We start from the raw sequence: 15484 nt of genomic DNA on the forward strand, positions 1-15484 counted from the left end.
ATTAATTCCTGTGAAACCGCTCAAAAGCTTCGATTGCCATCAAGTCGATTGGAGCGAAAGGCGCGAGACTCCATCGGGAACAGCACGAGTCCGAAGATCCACTTGGGAACAAAATAGTCCATTCCCAAGTTAGCTGAGGCCGTGCCCGAGGAAAGCGAGCGACCTAGAGCGGAAAGCCACCTACCCGTTACGTCGCAATCTATAGCAATAGTGACAAATGAATGAAGGGACCTTTAAGTATACGTCAACGTTATGAAATAAGTATATGCATTATAATGGACTATATCAATCCTGTTTTTTGATTATTCTATCTTATTTAATGATATATTCGGCCATTAAATTTAGGAATTTTCTTATACAAAACCACTCGGTGGCGAAGAGTGGTTTTGCTCTACTTATTTGCATTACCCGTTATACTCTTTATAATTGGTTAAAGTGATGGTTTTTCCTTTGTTAGCCCAGGAGACATTCATTTCACTAGGCAAGACCCCTTGGTTATAGGCTTCTCTAAAGCTTTCACTCAGACCTTGGACCCAAGTGAGCTCCCCATTGTCATCTTTAATCTGATTTTGTGGGAAAGTCGTAATATCTGGGACGGAATCCTGCATGCCATTAATGCTTAAGATGTGTGAATAAGCGGCTTCAGGTCCGCATAATGCGGTAGCGCGACCTGAAGAGACAGCCTCTATACATGCCGGCAATTTTTGAAAGTGCTGCTGTTCTGGATCTGAATAGACCTTCTTATCGCCATTATGGAAGCATGCAGTGATAGTCTCCCCTTTAGAATAAGTGAGCGTTGCTTTCTCAAACTCATAGACAAACGTGGGTTCCAATAACTCTGTAACCGCGTGCGAAGCATAGAAGAGAACCTCTACATCATCCTGTGTAAAAATCCGCGCTGCGCAGGTGTCAAAGTTTTCAATGGCATTGGCCCGATAGAGTTCAGCGGTGACCGTTTTTAAAGGCGCGCTTTTGTTACTATCTTCACCCAGTAGATAAAACATGTTATGCAAGAAATGGGCAGTGGCATTACTCGCTACACTATCTAAAATAAGTTCACCTTTATTACTCCACTTCCTACCAGCCCATGGTGCACGAGTAAAGTAGGAATGGTTTCTGGGCCAGAGGACAATGGTTTTCAACTGCTGCGCTTTTCCGAAAGCACCCTCCATGATATCTTGCTTTAATTGTTGAATGGAAGATGTAAAGGACCAATTAAAGCCAATGGCAACATATTTACCGGTGGTCTTTTGGGTTTCGATAATTTTTCTAGCGTCCTGTACGGTTGGACTGATCGGTTTCTCACATAACACATGGCTGCCATGTTCTAGTGCATAACAAGTATGGCTGGTGTGTAAGTGGATGGGTGTTGAAATAATCGCTAAATCGGCATTGGAATTTTTGTAAAAGGCTTCAATAGAAGAGAATATGGGTATATGCCTTTCTATGAGTTGTTGATAATGCGGACACTTTTCTGGATGGATATCGACGACACCGACCAAAGTGGCATTATACTTTTGTTCTAAAATGGCCTGAACATATAAATCTCCATATCCGCCTATACCAATTAATACGATGGATACGTTTTGTTTCATCCTATCTTCTCCATTTTAAGATCTGACTTTTTTATAATCCTTATTTATACATACTCCAAAAAACGTTCTTTAATCCGTTTTAAAGTCTCTTGGCAAGGGTGTTGCCAAAGCTTATCGTTTAATATCTCGACTTCAACGGGACCTTTGTAACCTGCAGCTTCAACAGCCTCCCGGATGCGGCGTATTTCAATAACACCATCACCCATCATCCCTCTTGAGGTAAGTGGATCTGTGACTTTAATCCAATCATTCACGTGAAAGCCGAGGATATGACCTTGGGATCTCTTAATCTCCTGATAAAGGTTAGGGTCCCACCAGACATGATAGACATCAATGACGACGCCGACTTGAGGCGAAGCGAATCTCTCCACAATATCATTCGCCTGACCTAGTGTGGAAATCACAGAACGGTCCCCTGCAAAAACAGGGTGGAGGGGTTCGATCCCAAGTCGAACATTAGCCTCTTCAGCATAGGGGATTAATGCTTCTATCCCTGCCTCAACCATTGCCCGTGCCCCTTGAATATCTCGATCGGGAGAAGGACCACAAACGAGAACAAGCACATCCGTACCAAGTTCTGCGGCCTCATCTATCGCGCGACGATTATCATCAATGCGCACTTGACGTTCGACGTGAGTTGCAGCCGGAAACATTCCGCCCCGACAAAGACTTGAAACCTTAAGGCCAGAATCCCGAATAATTTGAGCACTCTTCTTCACACCGATGTCTTGCACTTTATGTCGCCAAGGGGCGATATAAGGGACGCCTTCTTTGACACATGCTTCAGCAACCTCCTCTAAACTACAGTTGTCTGAAGTGATTTGATTAAAACTTAAGTAGGCTGTTTCCATTTATATAACCCCCGCAACATCAAGGACCTTATTGATACGATGGCTGGCTTTGTCAGGATCAATAAAGAGACCGGCTTCATCGGCCAGTATAAAAAGCTCGGCTAGGTGTACCACTGAACGCATACTTTCGAGACCTCCAACCATTCTAAAATGATCCTGATGGCCATTGAGGTAGGCCAAAAAAACCACCCCTGTTTTATAAAAGCGAGTGGGTGCCTTGAAAATATGGCGACTTAAGGGCACCGTTGGAGCAAGTATGTTTTGATAGCCTTTGATATCTCCGTCATCCAAAGCTCTAAAAGCAGCAGAGGCAAGAGGAGCAATGGCATCAAAAATACCCAAAAGCGCATGACTATATCCTGCTTTATCACCTAAGATTAAGTGAGGATAGTTAAAATCATCCCCGGTATACATCTTTACAGTGTCAGGTAATTGTTGGCGCATTTTTATTTCAAGGTTGTCATCAAGTAAGGAAATCTTAATCCCACCAATCTTGGTTTCATTCTCTTTGATCACCTTTAAACAATTCTCCATCGCTTGATCGATAGTAGAAGCTCCCCAATAGCCTTCTAGCTTTGGATCAAACATCGCCCCAAGCCAATGAAGGATGACCGGATGAGAGACCTGAGAGAGGACCGTGTGATAGACTTTAGCATAATCCTCAGGTCCATTAGCTAGAGCAGCAAGGGCAGGACTTGCCATAAGAATAATGCTTCCACCAACACTTTCTATAAAACTACATTGTTCTAAGTAAGCATTGATGACATCATCTAAAGTCGTCTGCGGGCTGACATTCAGATGGTCGGTACCAGCGCCACAAGCAATATCGCCTTTATGGCTCTTGGCCTCTGCAACAGAGCGTTGAATTAATTCTTTTGTAGCTTCCCAGTTTAATCCCATCCCACGTTGAGCGGTATCCATCGCTTCAGCAACTGAAAAACCGAGGGACCATAAATACCGACGATAGGAAAGGGTGGCTTCCCAATCTAATACCGTTTCTGATGCGAGATCAATATCGGCCAGTGGATCAGCGACAACATGGGCGGCAGCAAAAACGGTCCGACTTTTAGGAGATTGCGTGAGTGTCGGCGGTAAGCTTTTTTTTGTAGGTTGATAGAGTTCGAGTTTTCCACTTGCTCGAGGTAATCGCAATTTATTTGACACCGTCGATACTCCCTTCCTTTTTTACGTCAAGAGTAAGCTCCGGGATATCTAGCCAACGACGCTGCTGCCAAGATTTCAAACCTAGCTCGGCGAATTGAACTCCTTTTGCTCCTTCAAGAAGGTCAAAGCGATAAGGGGCGTCAGTGACGACATGGTCTAGGAACATTTCCCATTGGATTTTAAAAGCATTATCCTCATCGCCATTCATCGGCACCTCTATCCATTGTTCACGGTAATTATTTTTATCTGGAAGATCAGGATTCCAGATGGCCATTGGTGTATTCACACGGTGTTGGACTTTGCAATTGCGAAGTCCGGCTACGGCACTGCCTTCGGTACCATCGATTTGCAGTTCAAAGAGTTCATCACGATTAACACGCACATTCCAGGAAGAGTTGATATGGGCCACAATGCCGCCTTCGATTTCAAAGGTCGAATAGGCTGCATCATCTGCAGTTACTTGATAAGCTTTACCGTCTTCATCATAACGAGTGGGGATGTGGGTTTTACCATAACAAGACAATGCATTAACCTTTCCAAATAAGTTACTTAAGACATAACGCCAATGACAAAGCATATCGACAATGATGCCACCACCGTCTTCTTTACGATAATTCCAAGAGGGACGTTGACTCGGCTGCCAATCGCCCTCAAAAACCCAATAACCAAATTCGCCGCGGACGGAAAGAATGTCTCCAAAGAAACCGTTATCAATAAGACGCTTTAGTTTAAGAAGTCCAGGTAAGAATAACTTATCTTGCACAACACCGTTTTTAACGCCTTTTTCTGTGGCTAGGCGGGCTAGTTCTAAAGCCTCTTCAGAAGTGACAGCTGTTGGTTTTTCACAATAAATATGCTTCCCAGCCTCAATGGCTTTTTTGACATCAGCTGCCCGTCTTAAGGTCGTTTGTGAGTCAAAATAAATCTCATTATAGGGATCAGCCAAGCACGCTTCTATATTCGTACTCCATCGTTCAATCCCGAATTGTTGAGCAAGCGTTCGTAGCTTTTCCTCATTTCTCCCAAGTAAGATAGGGTCAGGCATGAGTCTTTCGCCATTGGCTAAAGTCAGTCCTCCTTGATTGCGGATCGCCATGATTGAACGTTCTAAATGCTGGCGGGTGCCCATGCGCCCAGTAACACCATTCATAATAATGCCAATTGGTTTCATAAGAGATGAAGCCCCTTTCTGTAATAAAGCGAAGGATAAAAGCAATAACTTATGGTATATTATATATTATTGTAATATTTAAAACAATATTAAAGGCTGAAAAAAACGGAAGGTAGGGTGAGTGACTTTTTTAGGTATATAATATATCATTCAATTATTAAGAAAATTAATAGGAGACCAGAGAATGAAATTAACTATCTCACATAATATTCCTTATAGAACGAAACAAGAATATGTTTATCAAGTTCTAAGAAAGGCCATTATGATGTGTGAATTACACCCTGGAGAAAAACTTGTCATCTCAGAAATCGCGAGCCAACTGGATACTAGTGCCATACCCGTACGTGAAGCTTTAAAAATATTGCACACTGAAGATTTAATCACTTATAACGCTCATGTAGGAGCTATTGTGGCACCGATAACGAAGGACTCCGTTGTTGAAACCTTTGCGATTAAAGAGGGCCTAGAGGGTGTGGCCACCCGTATTGCGACAGAAAAAATAACTGAGAAAGAGATTGGGAAATTGCAGAGAAAGCTAGCTAATATGGATCTTATTCTTGAACAGAGGGATTATGGCAAATGGGGACAATTAAATGCAGAGTTTCACCAGAGCATTGTAAATCTGACATTAATGCCCACCTTAAATATTATGCACACAAAAGTCCTGGACAAATGGGATCGCATTCACCGCTATTTTTTTAGTGAGATATTAATTGACCGTCATGATGAGTCCCAAAGTGAACACTATGAAATACTGGAGGCGATTAAGGATGGGAAGGGTGAGAAGGCGGAGCTCCTAACTAAACGACACAATCAATACGCATTAAAGGAGTATATGAATTTTCTTAACAATGAGTAACCATAATTCGAATTCATGAAAATATTTTAATCAGGAGGGATTTTAATGAAACTTGGCTGCTGTGCTGATATTCAAAAAGCAGAAATTGTTCAAAGGGCTGGTTTTGATTTTATAGAATGTACGGTGACGTCATTAAGTCCAGAAAAGGATGATCACTATTTCAGAGAAATCCTTTTAAAGCCCTTTGAAGCAAGTCCAATACCTGTTGAAGCGTGCAATGTTTTTCTACCTGGAGACCTCACCTTGGTTGGTGATTCTGTAAATTGGGAGCGCATTCATTCGTATGTTGAGAGGGCATTAGAGCGGGTAAAAAGGATTGGAGCCGAAATTGTGGTGTTCGGAAGTGGCAAAGCAAGGAGTATTCCAGCTGGTTTTGATCGCGAGAAAGGAGAGACGCAGATTCTCAACTTTTTAAATAAGGTTGCTGATAAAGCAGAGGAAACAGGAATAACAGTGGTGATCGAACCTTTAAACAAAAAAGAAAGCAACGTTATAAATACTATTCCTGAAGCCGTTGATTTTGCCCAAAAGGTGAGTCGATCTTCTATTCAGGTCTTAGCGGATTTTTACCATATGGATGAGGAAGATGAGAATTTAGATCATATTGTGCAATGGGGAGATTATCTTCGACATATTCATGTTGCTGATACTGGAAGAATGGCACCCGGAACGGGGAACTATCCATATGAGGTTTTCGTAGACAAAATAAAACAGGCAAATTACCAAGGTAGAATTTCAATAGAATGTAAATGGAATGACTTTGATAGTGAAGTAAAAGAGGCAAAGCGTTCCTTAGAACAGATTTTTAGTAACTAAAAATCAGGCAATATTTTTAGTAATGTGGGTACTTAATATGTTTGTGTTAAATAACTGAAAAAAACTCACTCTTTGTATTAAGGAGTGAGTTTTTTTAGTCAAAAAAATTATTAAGTACTACTAGCGAATGAAAGTTAATTTTAATAATTGAAAAATATCTGTTGAGTTTTTATATATTATATATTATTATAATATTTAATCGACGGTAAGTTGTTTTCAACACCTTAGTAAAATTAAATTTATCTAAGATTTGAATAGTCATTTTGCATTTCCAAGTATAGCTTAAATTTTTTTACTGCCCATTGAAAACGGTTTCTATAATTCGTGAAAAGGGGGACATATTTGGAAGCAGACAGTTGAAGAGCTAATTGAAAGGAGAATATTATGCTAAGTAAACCAAGTCAGAAAAATATGGTTAATGATGTAATAAGATCAAAGAACTCTAAAAGATCTCAATTAATTTGGTATGTTTTTTTGGCACCAGCCTTCTTAGGGATCTTATGTTTTATGGTTTATCCCATTATCGAATCCCTACGTCTTAGTCTATTCAACTCTTCGGGCACAGGTGGGACCTGGGCAGGGCTAGATAATTATAAGACAGTTCTCAGTTCAGGTGACTTCTGGAGATCCGTTTATAATACTTTCTATATTGGACTGTTTCAAATGATTATTACCATTCCACTAGGATTCATTTTCGCTTCAATGATCAATACGGTTTCATTTGCTAAAAACTTTTTTAAAGTCATCTTCTTTTTACCTAATGTCACAGCCATAGTTGCTGCTGCCATGATATTTACTTTTGTCTTGCATCCAGATATGGGACTTTTAAATTATTTCTTAGGGAAGTTAGGACTGCCCACACCTTTGTGGTTATCAAACCCTGGAACCGCCAAATGGGCAATTATTCTGCTTGGAGTATGGCATTGGATTGGGTTTGTCATTATTATTTGTTTGGCTAATTTGCAAGCGATTTCTTCTGAACTTTATGAAGCATCCACTATTGATGGGGCTAGTGGATTTCAACAATGGTTGTTTATTACCATTCCAAATATGATGGGGACATTTGCCTTCCTATTAATTACTGGTTGGATTGGAGCATTGCAGAGATTTAATGAGGTCTATGTAATTGGGGGAACAACCGGAAGTCCAAATAGATCGATCCAAACCGTTGTTGCTTATATTTATGAGCATGGTTTTACCGGTTTTCAATTTGGAATCGCTTCGGCGGCAACGTATGTACTTTTTGTCATCATACTTATTTTCACTATGTTCAATTTGAAGATTACGAACATGAAATTATAGTCATGAAGGGGGATAAAGCATGGCGGTTCTGACCCAGAAAAAGACCTTTTATCTTAGTAATGTCATTAAAGTTATAGTTTTATTAATTTGTGGATTTCTTCTAATGGTTCCTTTTATTTGGATGATTAGTATTGGATTTAGTAAAACGGCAAACGTGCAAATGCCTTTCCCGCCTCGACTAATTCCGAAGGATCCCTCTTGGTTTAACTTTAAACTTGTGTTTGAGAATGGGCAAATTTTCAAAGCATATTTAAACTCTGGGATAATTACGGTGTGTTCGGTTTTAATAGGTGTAACATCTTCTCTTTTAGGAGGATATGCTTTTTCAAAAGGGACCTTCAAAGGGAAAAAGTTGATGTTTATTATCGTATTAGGAACCCTTATGATTCCGATGGAACCGCGATTAATTCCAATGTATGAGATGTTTAATAAACTGGGCATGTTAAATACTTTTTGGCCACTATTTCTACCCGCGCTGGTTAATGGTTTTGGTATATTTTTGTGTAAACAGTATTTTGATCGATTACCCGATAGCTTAAGAGAATCAGCACAAATTGATGGGGCTAGTGAGCTTGGTATTTTCTTTAAAATTTATTTTCCATTAACAGGTCCCATTGCTGCGACTTTGGTCATTCTCACCTTTATTTCTAGTTGGAATGATTTTGTCTGGCCCCTTGTGGTGTTAAACGATCCAAATTTACAAACCATTCCTTTATACTTAGCAAGTTTTACTCAAGAAAATGGAACAAGTTTAGGTGGTTTAACTATGGCTCTTGCAACGGTAAGTGTCATTCCAATCATTATTTTGTATCTCTTTTTACAGCGTTTCATCATTCAGAGTATTGCTTTAAGTGGTCTGAAAGAATAATGACGCTGAATCTAGCATTCAACATTTTTTACCTTGGTTATTGGAACGTGTAGAGTTTTATGATTATTACACGTTTCTTTAAATAAAAAATCTGGGAGGAAAAACTGTGCTAAAGAATAAAAAGAAAGCGATATCATTAGGCTTAGTCGCATTACTGGTCGCGTTATGTCTTTTAACAGGCTGTAGTAGCTCAAAAAGCTCCACAAGTAAGAAAGACGGAAAATGGGCAGGTCAGACACTCACAGTACAGATGATTGGTGATTTTAAAATGCAAGATTCGACTGATCCCATTTCAGGTAAAAAGGTTAAAGGGCTGAACACCCTAAAAGAAGAATTTGAAAAAGAACATCCAGGGGCAACTTTAAAAATTGTGACGATGCCATGGGATGGTTATATCCAAAAGACGAAGACAATGGTAACAGGTCATCAAGCCGATGTTTATCAAATGCCAGGTCTTGATGGTGGCTATGCACGAGAAGGAGATTTGGAGCCTTTACAACCATATATAGATAAAGACAATTTCGATCTTAATAAATATATAGACAATCAAGTGGAAGGTTGGGAAACAATAGGTCCTGACGGGAAAAAACGCATATACGGTTTACCAGTATTCGGAGATACTCGATTTATACTCTATGATAAGAAAATTTTTAAAGACTGGGGTGTAGATGAGTTATCTGAGCATCCGACGATGGACGAAATATTAGATAAAGCAAAACAAATGACTGGAAAAGACCCAAAAACAGGGAAACAAACCTATGGGGTTTATTTCAGTGGTAAATCTCCTGAATGGTTAATTGTAAACGCTGCCGAGGGGCAAAATGGCTCATGGGGAAGTGGTCAAAACTTTAATGAAATGAAGTTTAATTTTGATTCACCTGAAATGTTAAAGGGATTAAATTGGTTAGTAGATTTATCAAAGTATGCGCCAAAGGGAATTACAAGTGACCAAGGTTCCGAAAAATGGCTAACAAAGGATAATAATATTGCAATCATGTTGAATCAAGGTCCTGGATCATTGATAACTAAAATAAATTCTCAGGGCTTACAAGATCGCATTGGAATCGCACAAGAATTTAATAATGATGAAGGAAAAGGTGGCTTATTTGCTGGTAGTCCTTTTGTAATGGCTAAAAGTAGTAAGCATAAAGATTTGGCATGGGAATGGATCAAGTTTTCATCCTCTGACTTTTTTCAAAAGTACCTATGGGAACAATATAATAGTATTCCAGTCATTAAGTCAGCAAAAGATTGGAAGAGTGTAAAAGATGAAAGTCAATTTATGGATCCAACTTTTGATGCCCTCAGTACGCCATGGACTCCTCACTATCCTTGGGTGAATGGTGAGCCACGTCTTGAATTAGAATCACAGGTTCAAGGGGTCCTAACAGGGAAAATAAGCCCAAAAGATGCGCTTGAAAAAGTACAACAAAAAAGTATTGAGTGGGCAAAACAACAGCAAAAAAATTAAGTGTGGGGAGAATCTTTCTCCTCACCCTTTTTTCTTAGGGGGTGAAACTGGATGAAGGGAACGATTGAAAAGCACTGTATTATTCAACGCGACAATCCTTTGACAGGGAAAGCTGTCTATCAACTAACTTCATGTTCAGGGAATCATCACCACCTCTATTTTACATCTAATAGTTTTACTAAAGATAATAAGCACATTATTTTCATTAGTGAGGGGAACTCTGGTAGCCCCAATCTGTTTAGATTGAATTTAGAGGATGGAGAAGCAGTACAATTGACAGAAAACACCAATGGTTATCTTAAAAGCTATGTTTATTATGATGGTGAAAAGGAGAAAGGATTGGGAAAGGCCAGTGTGAGTTTCAGCCCTGAAACGAATCGTCTACTTTATATTGATGGAAGAGATATAAAACTATTAAATGTTGCTTCTCTAGAGGAAACAACAGTGTATGAGTTACCTCCAAAGGTAATGACAGGATTTACTCACATATCCAGAGATGGTCGGTACGCTTGTATTCCTTATATATCAGATTCAGCCTTTCAGGTACAAGGCGATAATCCTTTTTCTTTAATCCGTCAAAAAGTTGAGAATGAGTCTATTCAATCACACGTGCTTGTCATTGACACTCAAACAGGTCAATCAAACATTTGGTTTTCACATGTAGGTTGGATTACGCATGTCCAATTTCATCCTTATGACCAGAAAAAAATCCTCTTTAATCATGAAGGGGGAGAGGTTGATCAACGCATATGGCTTTATGATAATGGAGAGATAAAGAAAGTGCGTGATGAGTCTATCGAGAACCATTTCATTTGGATTTGCCATGAAGTGTGGTCAAATGATGGTGAATATATCCTTTTTCATGGTAGAAAACAATTACCTGACTTAGAAAAAGAGGAAATCAATCCTTCACTACAATTTATTGGGCGTTCACAGTTGAAGCATTCTGAACAGGCTATAGAATTAACCTTTCCACCTCAAATGGATGCTTATGGACATTTTACATTAAGCCCTAACGATCACTGGTTAGTCACAGATGGTATCATCAACCCTAATATGATCCACATATGTCAAGCACATTGGGATAATAAACAACTCAAGTGGTTCCCATTATGTGAACATGGGAGTAGTTTTTTAGTCCAAGATGTTCATCCTCATCCCATTTTTAGCCATGATGGACGATATGTCCTTTATACTTCAGATGTCCACAACGAAAAAGGGCAAGGGAATGTTTATTTAGTTGAAGTATAAAAACAACCGATTAATCATTATTACAAACAAGAAGGTGTATGGCGTGATAAAAACAGAGACTCTTAAAGCCAGTACTCACCGCAGGTTTTGGCTGGACACAATGTTAAACATCATAAGTCCTGTGATCGAAGCACTGGCGGAAAAACAATTAAAAGCGAGAATGCCTGTTGAAGGAAAGATCGATCGCACCGATGTGTCCTCTTTGGAGGCCTTTGGGCGTTCGTTAGCTGGTATTGCCCCATGGCTTGAAAGTGTCCCTGAAAATAATGAAGAAAAGAGATTAAGAGATCTATTTGCTGAGCGTTCGCGGCAGGCAATTGATGCCGCAACGGATCCACAATCTCCTGACTTTATGAATTTCACTATAGGCTTTCAACCAATAGTGGATGCTGCCTTTTTTGCGCATGCTTTGCTTAGAGCCCCGAAGGAGCTTTATTTTAAGCTGGATCTTAAAGCGCAACACAATGTGGTCAATGCCCTTAAAGCCACACGTTCTAGAAAGCCTGGCTTTAGCAACTGGCTTTTGTTTTCAGCTATGATTGAGACGTTTTTGTATTATGTTGGAGAAGAATGGGATCCGATGCGACTCGATTTTGCTTTAAAGCAACATGAACAATGGTATAAGGGAGATGGTGTCTACGGAGACGGCCCAGACTTCCACATGGACTATTACAACAGTTTTGTCATTCAACCCATGTTGGTGGATATTATAGAGACCATTGGCGAGGAGTATCAGGATTGGAAAGCTCTGAAAGAGGGCATTTTGGCTCGTGCTGAACGCTATGCTACGATTCAAGAAAGAAGTATTTCACCTGAAGGGACCTTCCCAGCCGTTGGACGCTCCATTGCTTACCGTTTCGGCGTGTTTCAGCATTTATCACAAATGGCTTTGCAACATAGATTGAAAAAGGACATCCAGCCAGCACAGGTACGTTGCGCTTTAACAGCGGTTATTCGTCGCATGATTGAAGCCCCTGGAACCTTTGATGAGAAGGGCTGGTTACGGATTGGTTTTTGTGGGCATCAACCCGATATTGGTGAGAACTATATCTCCACAGGAAGCCTTTATCTATGTTCAACGGTCTTTCTTGCTTTAGGGTTACCTGAAAGTGATCCATTTTGGCAGGGAGAGGCGGAATGGACGTCACAAAAGGCTTGGTCAGGAAAAGCCTTTTTGATTGATCATGCTTTGTAAGCGTTGTACTTTAGTGAAAAAAGGAGGAAATGCAGAAATGAAGCTTGCCTTTACGACATTAGGATGTCCTGAATGGGATTTAGAGAGGATTATTGAGAAAGCCGTTGAATTTGGTTATCAGGGAGTGGATTTTCGTGGGTATCTTAATGAGCTAGATATTTATAAAACACCTGAATTCACAACCGACATTGAGAAGACAAAGGAAAAGTTTCGAAAGGCCAAACTCGAGATTCCTTGCTTTTCAAGTTCCGTGCGCTTATTTACAACATCCTCAGAAGAGCTAGGAGCCTTTCTAAATGAATTGGATCACTATGGCCAGCTCTGTCAGTATTTTCAGACCCCCTATATCAGAGTGTTTGGCGGCTCAATTGGCTCTACAGATCGACAAGAAGCTATTGCCACTGTTATAGAAAATCTCAAAAAGATGTTGGTTATTGCAGAAAAATATGATGTTACTTTATTGCTAGAAACTCATGATGATTGGACAAATAGTGCCTATGTTGCAGAAATTTATAAGAAAGTTGACTCTAAACACTTTAAAGTGCTATGGGATATCCATCATCCTTATCGAACAATTCATGAAGATCCTGATGATACGATAGAAACTCTTGGTCATTCGGTCAGCTATACGCATTGGAAAGATTCTTATCTGACGGATAAAACAGAAAAGGGGTTCCAATTATGTTTACTCGGTGAAGGGGATGTGCCACTCGAACGCATTTACAAGCGATTGGTTGAAAATGAATACGATGGATACTTTACTTTAGAATGGGAGAAAAAATGGTGGCCAGACATTGAAGAACCTGAGATCGCGTTCAAGCAGTATGCCGATTTTATGAGGGCGTTATCTGAAAGAGTGGATTGAGAGCACAATAAATGTAACATCACGTTGAAATGAAAAGGGAGTTATTAAGATGACTAAAGGGCTTTACATTATGGGAGAAGAGGCGTTTGAACGTGTTTATGCGCCTAGCATAAGAGAAGAAATCGCAGAGTTAGTCACTGTAACCGCTCCGTTAATGACCAAAGAAAAAATCAAACATCATTTAGAGCTTTTACAAGATATCGATGTGATTTTTTCGGGGTGGGGTGCCCCAAAGCTTGATAAGACATTTTTAGAGGCAGCACCCCAATTAAAAGCTTTTTTCTATGCAGCCGGTTCAGTTAAAGGCATTGTCACTGAAGAGGTTTGGGAACGTGAGATTATTGTATCCAGTGCCTATGCGGCCAATGCGATTCCTGTTGCAGAATTTACATTGTCACAGATTCTTTTTTCTTTAAAAAACGGGTGGCGCTATGCTCTTAATATAAAAAATCAACAGGGTTTTATACATAAGAACTCTGATGCGATCATGGGTGCCTATAAAAGGAAGGTGGGTATCATTTCATTGGGGATGGTAGGGCGACGGGTTTGTCAACTGCTTCAACCCTTTGATCTCGAGGTCATTGCCTATGATCCCTTTATTGATAAAGAAGAGGCGAAGGCATTAGGTGTTACCCTTTGTTCTTTAGAGGAGCTTTTTAGCCAATCTGATATCGTTTCATTACATGCGCCATGGCTTGCAAGTACAGAGGGACTCATCTCTGGCTCACATTTTGAAAGAATGAAACCTTTTGCAACTTTCATTAATACAGCACGAGGAGCTATTGTGAAGGAATATGAAATGATAGAGGTTCTAAAAGAGCGCCAAGACCTTTTTGCCATTCTTGATGTCACCTATCCCGAACCTCCTGACAAAGGGTCTTTATTATTTACCTTACCCAATATCGTGTTAACACCTCATATTGCGGGAAGTGAAGGCGCTGAATGCCAAAGACTTGCCAAGTACATGGTAGAGGAATTAAGACGTTACCTGAATGGTGAACCACTGCATTGGGAGATTACAAGAAAAAAGTTCTCTTTACTTGCTTAAGGAGCTGCCAAAGAAAGGGAGAAATAGATCATCCTTTTCTTTGGCTTTCCATTTTATTTGAAAAGGAGTGGTTTATAATGGCAATCCAATTATGGGACGAGAAAGTCCCTTATCTAAGAGCAGATGCGACAGAACGGCCGACGATGATCCCATATTTAATAGACTCTGAGCATCCGACAAGTGCCATTGTCATTTTTCCAGGTGGCGGCTACGGTATGCGAGCGGATCATGAAGGTGAACCTATTGCCGAGTGGTTAAATCAGTTAGGGATGTCCGCTTTTGTGGTCAATTATCGTGTCGCTCCGAACCAACATCCAGCACCGCTATTGGATGCGCAAAGGGCTGTACGCTATGTACGTGCTTATGCCAGAGAATGGAATCTTAATATCGACCGCATCGGTATTTTGGGCTTTTCTGCTGGTGGACACTTAGCATCAACGCTGGGAACCCATTTCGATCTAGGCAACAAAGAAGCGTCAGATCTTATTGAGACGATGAGCTGCCGTCCTGACTTAATGATACTTTGTTATCCTGTAATTACGATGCAAGGTGTTTATGCCCATGAAGGTTCTGTTATCAATTTATTAGGAGAACATCCTTCTGAGGACCTTACCGAACATTTATCCAATCAACTTCATGTTACAGAAGAGACCCCACCAACCTTTTTATGGCACACTGCCGATGATGCGAGTGTTCCTGTGGAAAATAGCTTTCTCTTCGCAAGCGCATTACGGAAAAATAAGGTACCCTTTGATCTTCATGTTTATGAAAAAGGGGCTCATGGTTTAGGATTAGCAAATGATGATCCCCATGTCAGTAGCTGGCAGGAGCAATGTAAGCTATGGCTTGAGAAATATAATTTTGCGTAATAAAACAATACAACAGAGTAAGCCTGCTGAAATTCTCTTTTTCAAATCCCCTTTAAAAAATAATCCTAAATTAATGTGAACCATCAGAGGAATAAGATCTTGGATAGCCTTATTCATTTTTTCAAAAACGTTTATCTATTAATTCTGTATAAACGGATG

General features: G+C 40.1%; 14 protein-coding genes. 10 read left to right on the forward strand and 4 right to left on the reverse strand.

All coding sequences use genetic code 11. The features are described 5' to 3' along the window. Positions 1-404 precede the first annotated feature (404 nt). The 4 genes from IEV91_RS16020 to IEV91_RS16035 are packed head-to-tail and all read right to left on the reverse strand — an operon-like array spanning position 405 to position 4781. Complete coding sequence (locus tag IEV91_RS16020; RefSeq protein ID WP_188498437.1) at positions 405-1595, reverse strand: Gfo/Idh/MocA family protein; 1191 nt, start codon at positions 1593-1595, stop codon at positions 405-407. Between the two features lie 44 nt (positions 1596-1639). Next, positions 1640-2446, reverse strand: a complete 807-nt coding sequence (locus tag IEV91_RS16025) for a sugar phosphate isomerase/epimerase family protein (protein ID WP_188498438.1) — start codon at positions 2444-2446, stop codon at positions 1640-1642. After that, positions 2447-3610, reverse strand: a complete 1164-nt coding sequence (locus IEV91_RS16030; protein WP_188498439.1) for a dihydrodipicolinate synthase family protein — start codon at positions 3608-3610, stop codon at positions 2447-2449. Then, positions 3600-4781: a Gfo/Idh/MocA family protein gene (locus tag IEV91_RS16035; RefSeq protein WP_188498440.1), complete on the reverse strand. Its 1182-nt coding sequence runs from the start codon at positions 4779-4781 to the stop codon at positions 3600-3602. Before IEV91_RS16035 ends, IEV91_RS16030 begins: the two co-directional genes overlap by 11 nt. A 184-nt stretch (positions 4782-4965) precedes the next feature. Between IEV91_RS16035 and IEV91_RS16040 the strand changes: the two genes are divergently transcribed. The 10 genes from IEV91_RS16040 to IEV91_RS16085 all read left to right on the forward strand — a co-directional run bounded on the left by IEV91_RS16040 (position 4966) and on the right by IEV91_RS16085 (position 15325). Next, complete coding sequence (locus IEV91_RS16040; RefSeq protein ID WP_188498441.1) at positions 4966-5640, forward strand: GntR family transcriptional regulator; 675 nt, start codon at positions 4966-4968, stop codon at positions 5638-5640. Positions 5641-5685: 45 nt separating this feature from the next. Continuing rightward, on the forward strand, positions 5686-6456 hold the full coding sequence (locus IEV91_RS16045) for a sugar phosphate isomerase/epimerase family protein (protein WP_188498442.1): 771 nt from the start codon (positions 5686-5688) through the stop codon (positions 6454-6456). Between the two features lie 384 nt (positions 6457-6840). After that, the gene (locus tag IEV91_RS16050; protein WP_188498443.1) at positions 6841-7758 is read left to right on the forward strand and encodes a carbohydrate ABC transporter permease; all 918 of its coding nucleotides are present in this window, start codon (positions 6841-6843) and stop codon (positions 7756-7758) included. Between the two features lie 19 nt (positions 7759-7777). After that, positions 7778-8626 carry a carbohydrate ABC transporter permease gene (locus tag IEV91_RS16055; RefSeq protein WP_188498444.1) on the forward strand — a complete coding sequence of 283 codons (849 nt, stop codon included), beginning with the start codon at positions 7778-7780 and terminating at the stop codon, positions 8624-8626. Between the two features lie 106 nt (positions 8627-8732). Beyond that, a complete protein-coding gene (locus IEV91_RS16060) occupies positions 8733-10097 on the forward strand; it encodes an extracellular solute-binding protein (RefSeq protein ID WP_188498445.1) in 1365 nt (454 codons plus the stop codon). A gap of 51 nt (positions 10098-10148) precedes the next feature. Continuing rightward, positions 10149-11348, forward strand: a complete 1200-nt coding sequence (locus IEV91_RS16065; protein ID WP_188498446.1) for an oligogalacturonate lyase family protein — start codon at positions 10149-10151, stop codon at positions 11346-11348. Between the two features lie 43 nt (positions 11349-11391). Continuing rightward, on the forward strand, positions 11392-12543 hold the full coding sequence (locus IEV91_RS16070; protein ID WP_268236405.1) for a DUF2264 domain-containing protein: 1152 nt from the start codon (positions 11392-11394) through the stop codon (positions 12541-12543). A gap of 37 nt (positions 12544-12580) precedes the next feature. Continuing rightward, positions 12581-13408, forward strand: a complete 828-nt coding sequence (locus IEV91_RS16075; RefSeq protein WP_188498447.1) for a sugar phosphate isomerase/epimerase family protein — start codon at positions 12581-12583, stop codon at positions 13406-13408. Positions 13409-13457: 49 nt separating this feature from the next. Beyond that, positions 13458-14456 (forward strand): hydroxyacid dehydrogenase, encoded by a 999-nt coding sequence (locus tag IEV91_RS16080; RefSeq protein ID WP_188498448.1) that lies wholly within the window; start codon positions 13458-13460, stop codon positions 14454-14456. A gap of 77 nt (positions 14457-14533) precedes the next feature. After that, positions 14534-15325 carry an alpha/beta hydrolase gene (locus IEV91_RS16085; protein WP_188498449.1) on the forward strand — a complete coding sequence of 264 codons (792 nt, stop codon included), beginning with the start codon at positions 14534-14536 and terminating at the stop codon, positions 15323-15325. Positions 15326-15484: the final 159 nt, after the last annotated feature.

It is taken from the genome of Pullulanibacillus pueri (assembly GCF_014639255.1).
GTDB classification, from domain to species: domain Bacteria; phylum Bacillota; class Bacilli; order Bacillales; family Sporolactobacillaceae; genus Pullulanibacillus; species Pullulanibacillus pueri.

Bases quoted from the DNA above. Each gene is read 5' to 3' on its own strand.
- IEV91_RS16020 (WP_188498437.1), bottom strand. From the start codon at position 1,595: ATGAAACAAAACGTATCCATCGTATTAATTGGTATAGGCGGATATGGA.
- IEV91_RS16025 (WP_188498438.1), bottom strand. From the start codon at position 2,446: ATGGAAACAGCCTACTTAAGTTTTAATCAAATCACTTCAGACAACTGT.
- IEV91_RS16035 (WP_188498440.1), bottom strand. From the start codon at position 4,781: ATGAAACCAATTGGCATTATTATGAATGGTGTTACTGGGCGCATGGGC.
- IEV91_RS16040 (WP_188498441.1), top strand. From the start codon at position 4,966: ATGAAATTAACTATCTCACATAATATTCCTTATAGAACGAAACAAGAA.
- IEV91_RS16045 (WP_188498442.1), top strand. From the start codon at position 5,686: ATGAAACTTGGCTGCTGTGCTGATATTCAAAAAGCAGAAATTGTTCAA.
- IEV91_RS16050 (WP_188498443.1), top strand. From the start codon at position 6,841: ATGCTAAGTAAACCAAGTCAGAAAAATATGGTTAATGATGTAATAAGA.
- IEV91_RS16055 (WP_188498444.1), top strand. From the start codon at position 7,778: ATGGCGGTTCTGACCCAGAAAAAGACCTTTTATCTTAGTAATGTCATT.
- IEV91_RS16065 (WP_188498446.1), top strand. From the start codon at position 10,149: ATGAAGGGAACGATTGAAAAGCACTGTATTATTCAACGCGACAATCCT.
- IEV91_RS16075 (WP_188498447.1), top strand. From the start codon at position 12,581: ATGAAGCTTGCCTTTACGACATTAGGATGTCCTGAATGGGATTTAGAG.
- IEV91_RS16080 (WP_188498448.1), top strand. From the start codon at position 13,458: ATGACTAAAGGGCTTTACATTATGGGAGAAGAGGCGTTTGAACGTGTT.
- IEV91_RS16085 (WP_188498449.1), top strand. From the start codon at position 14,534: ATGGCAATCCAATTATGGGACGAGAAAGTCCCTTATCTAAGAGCAGAT.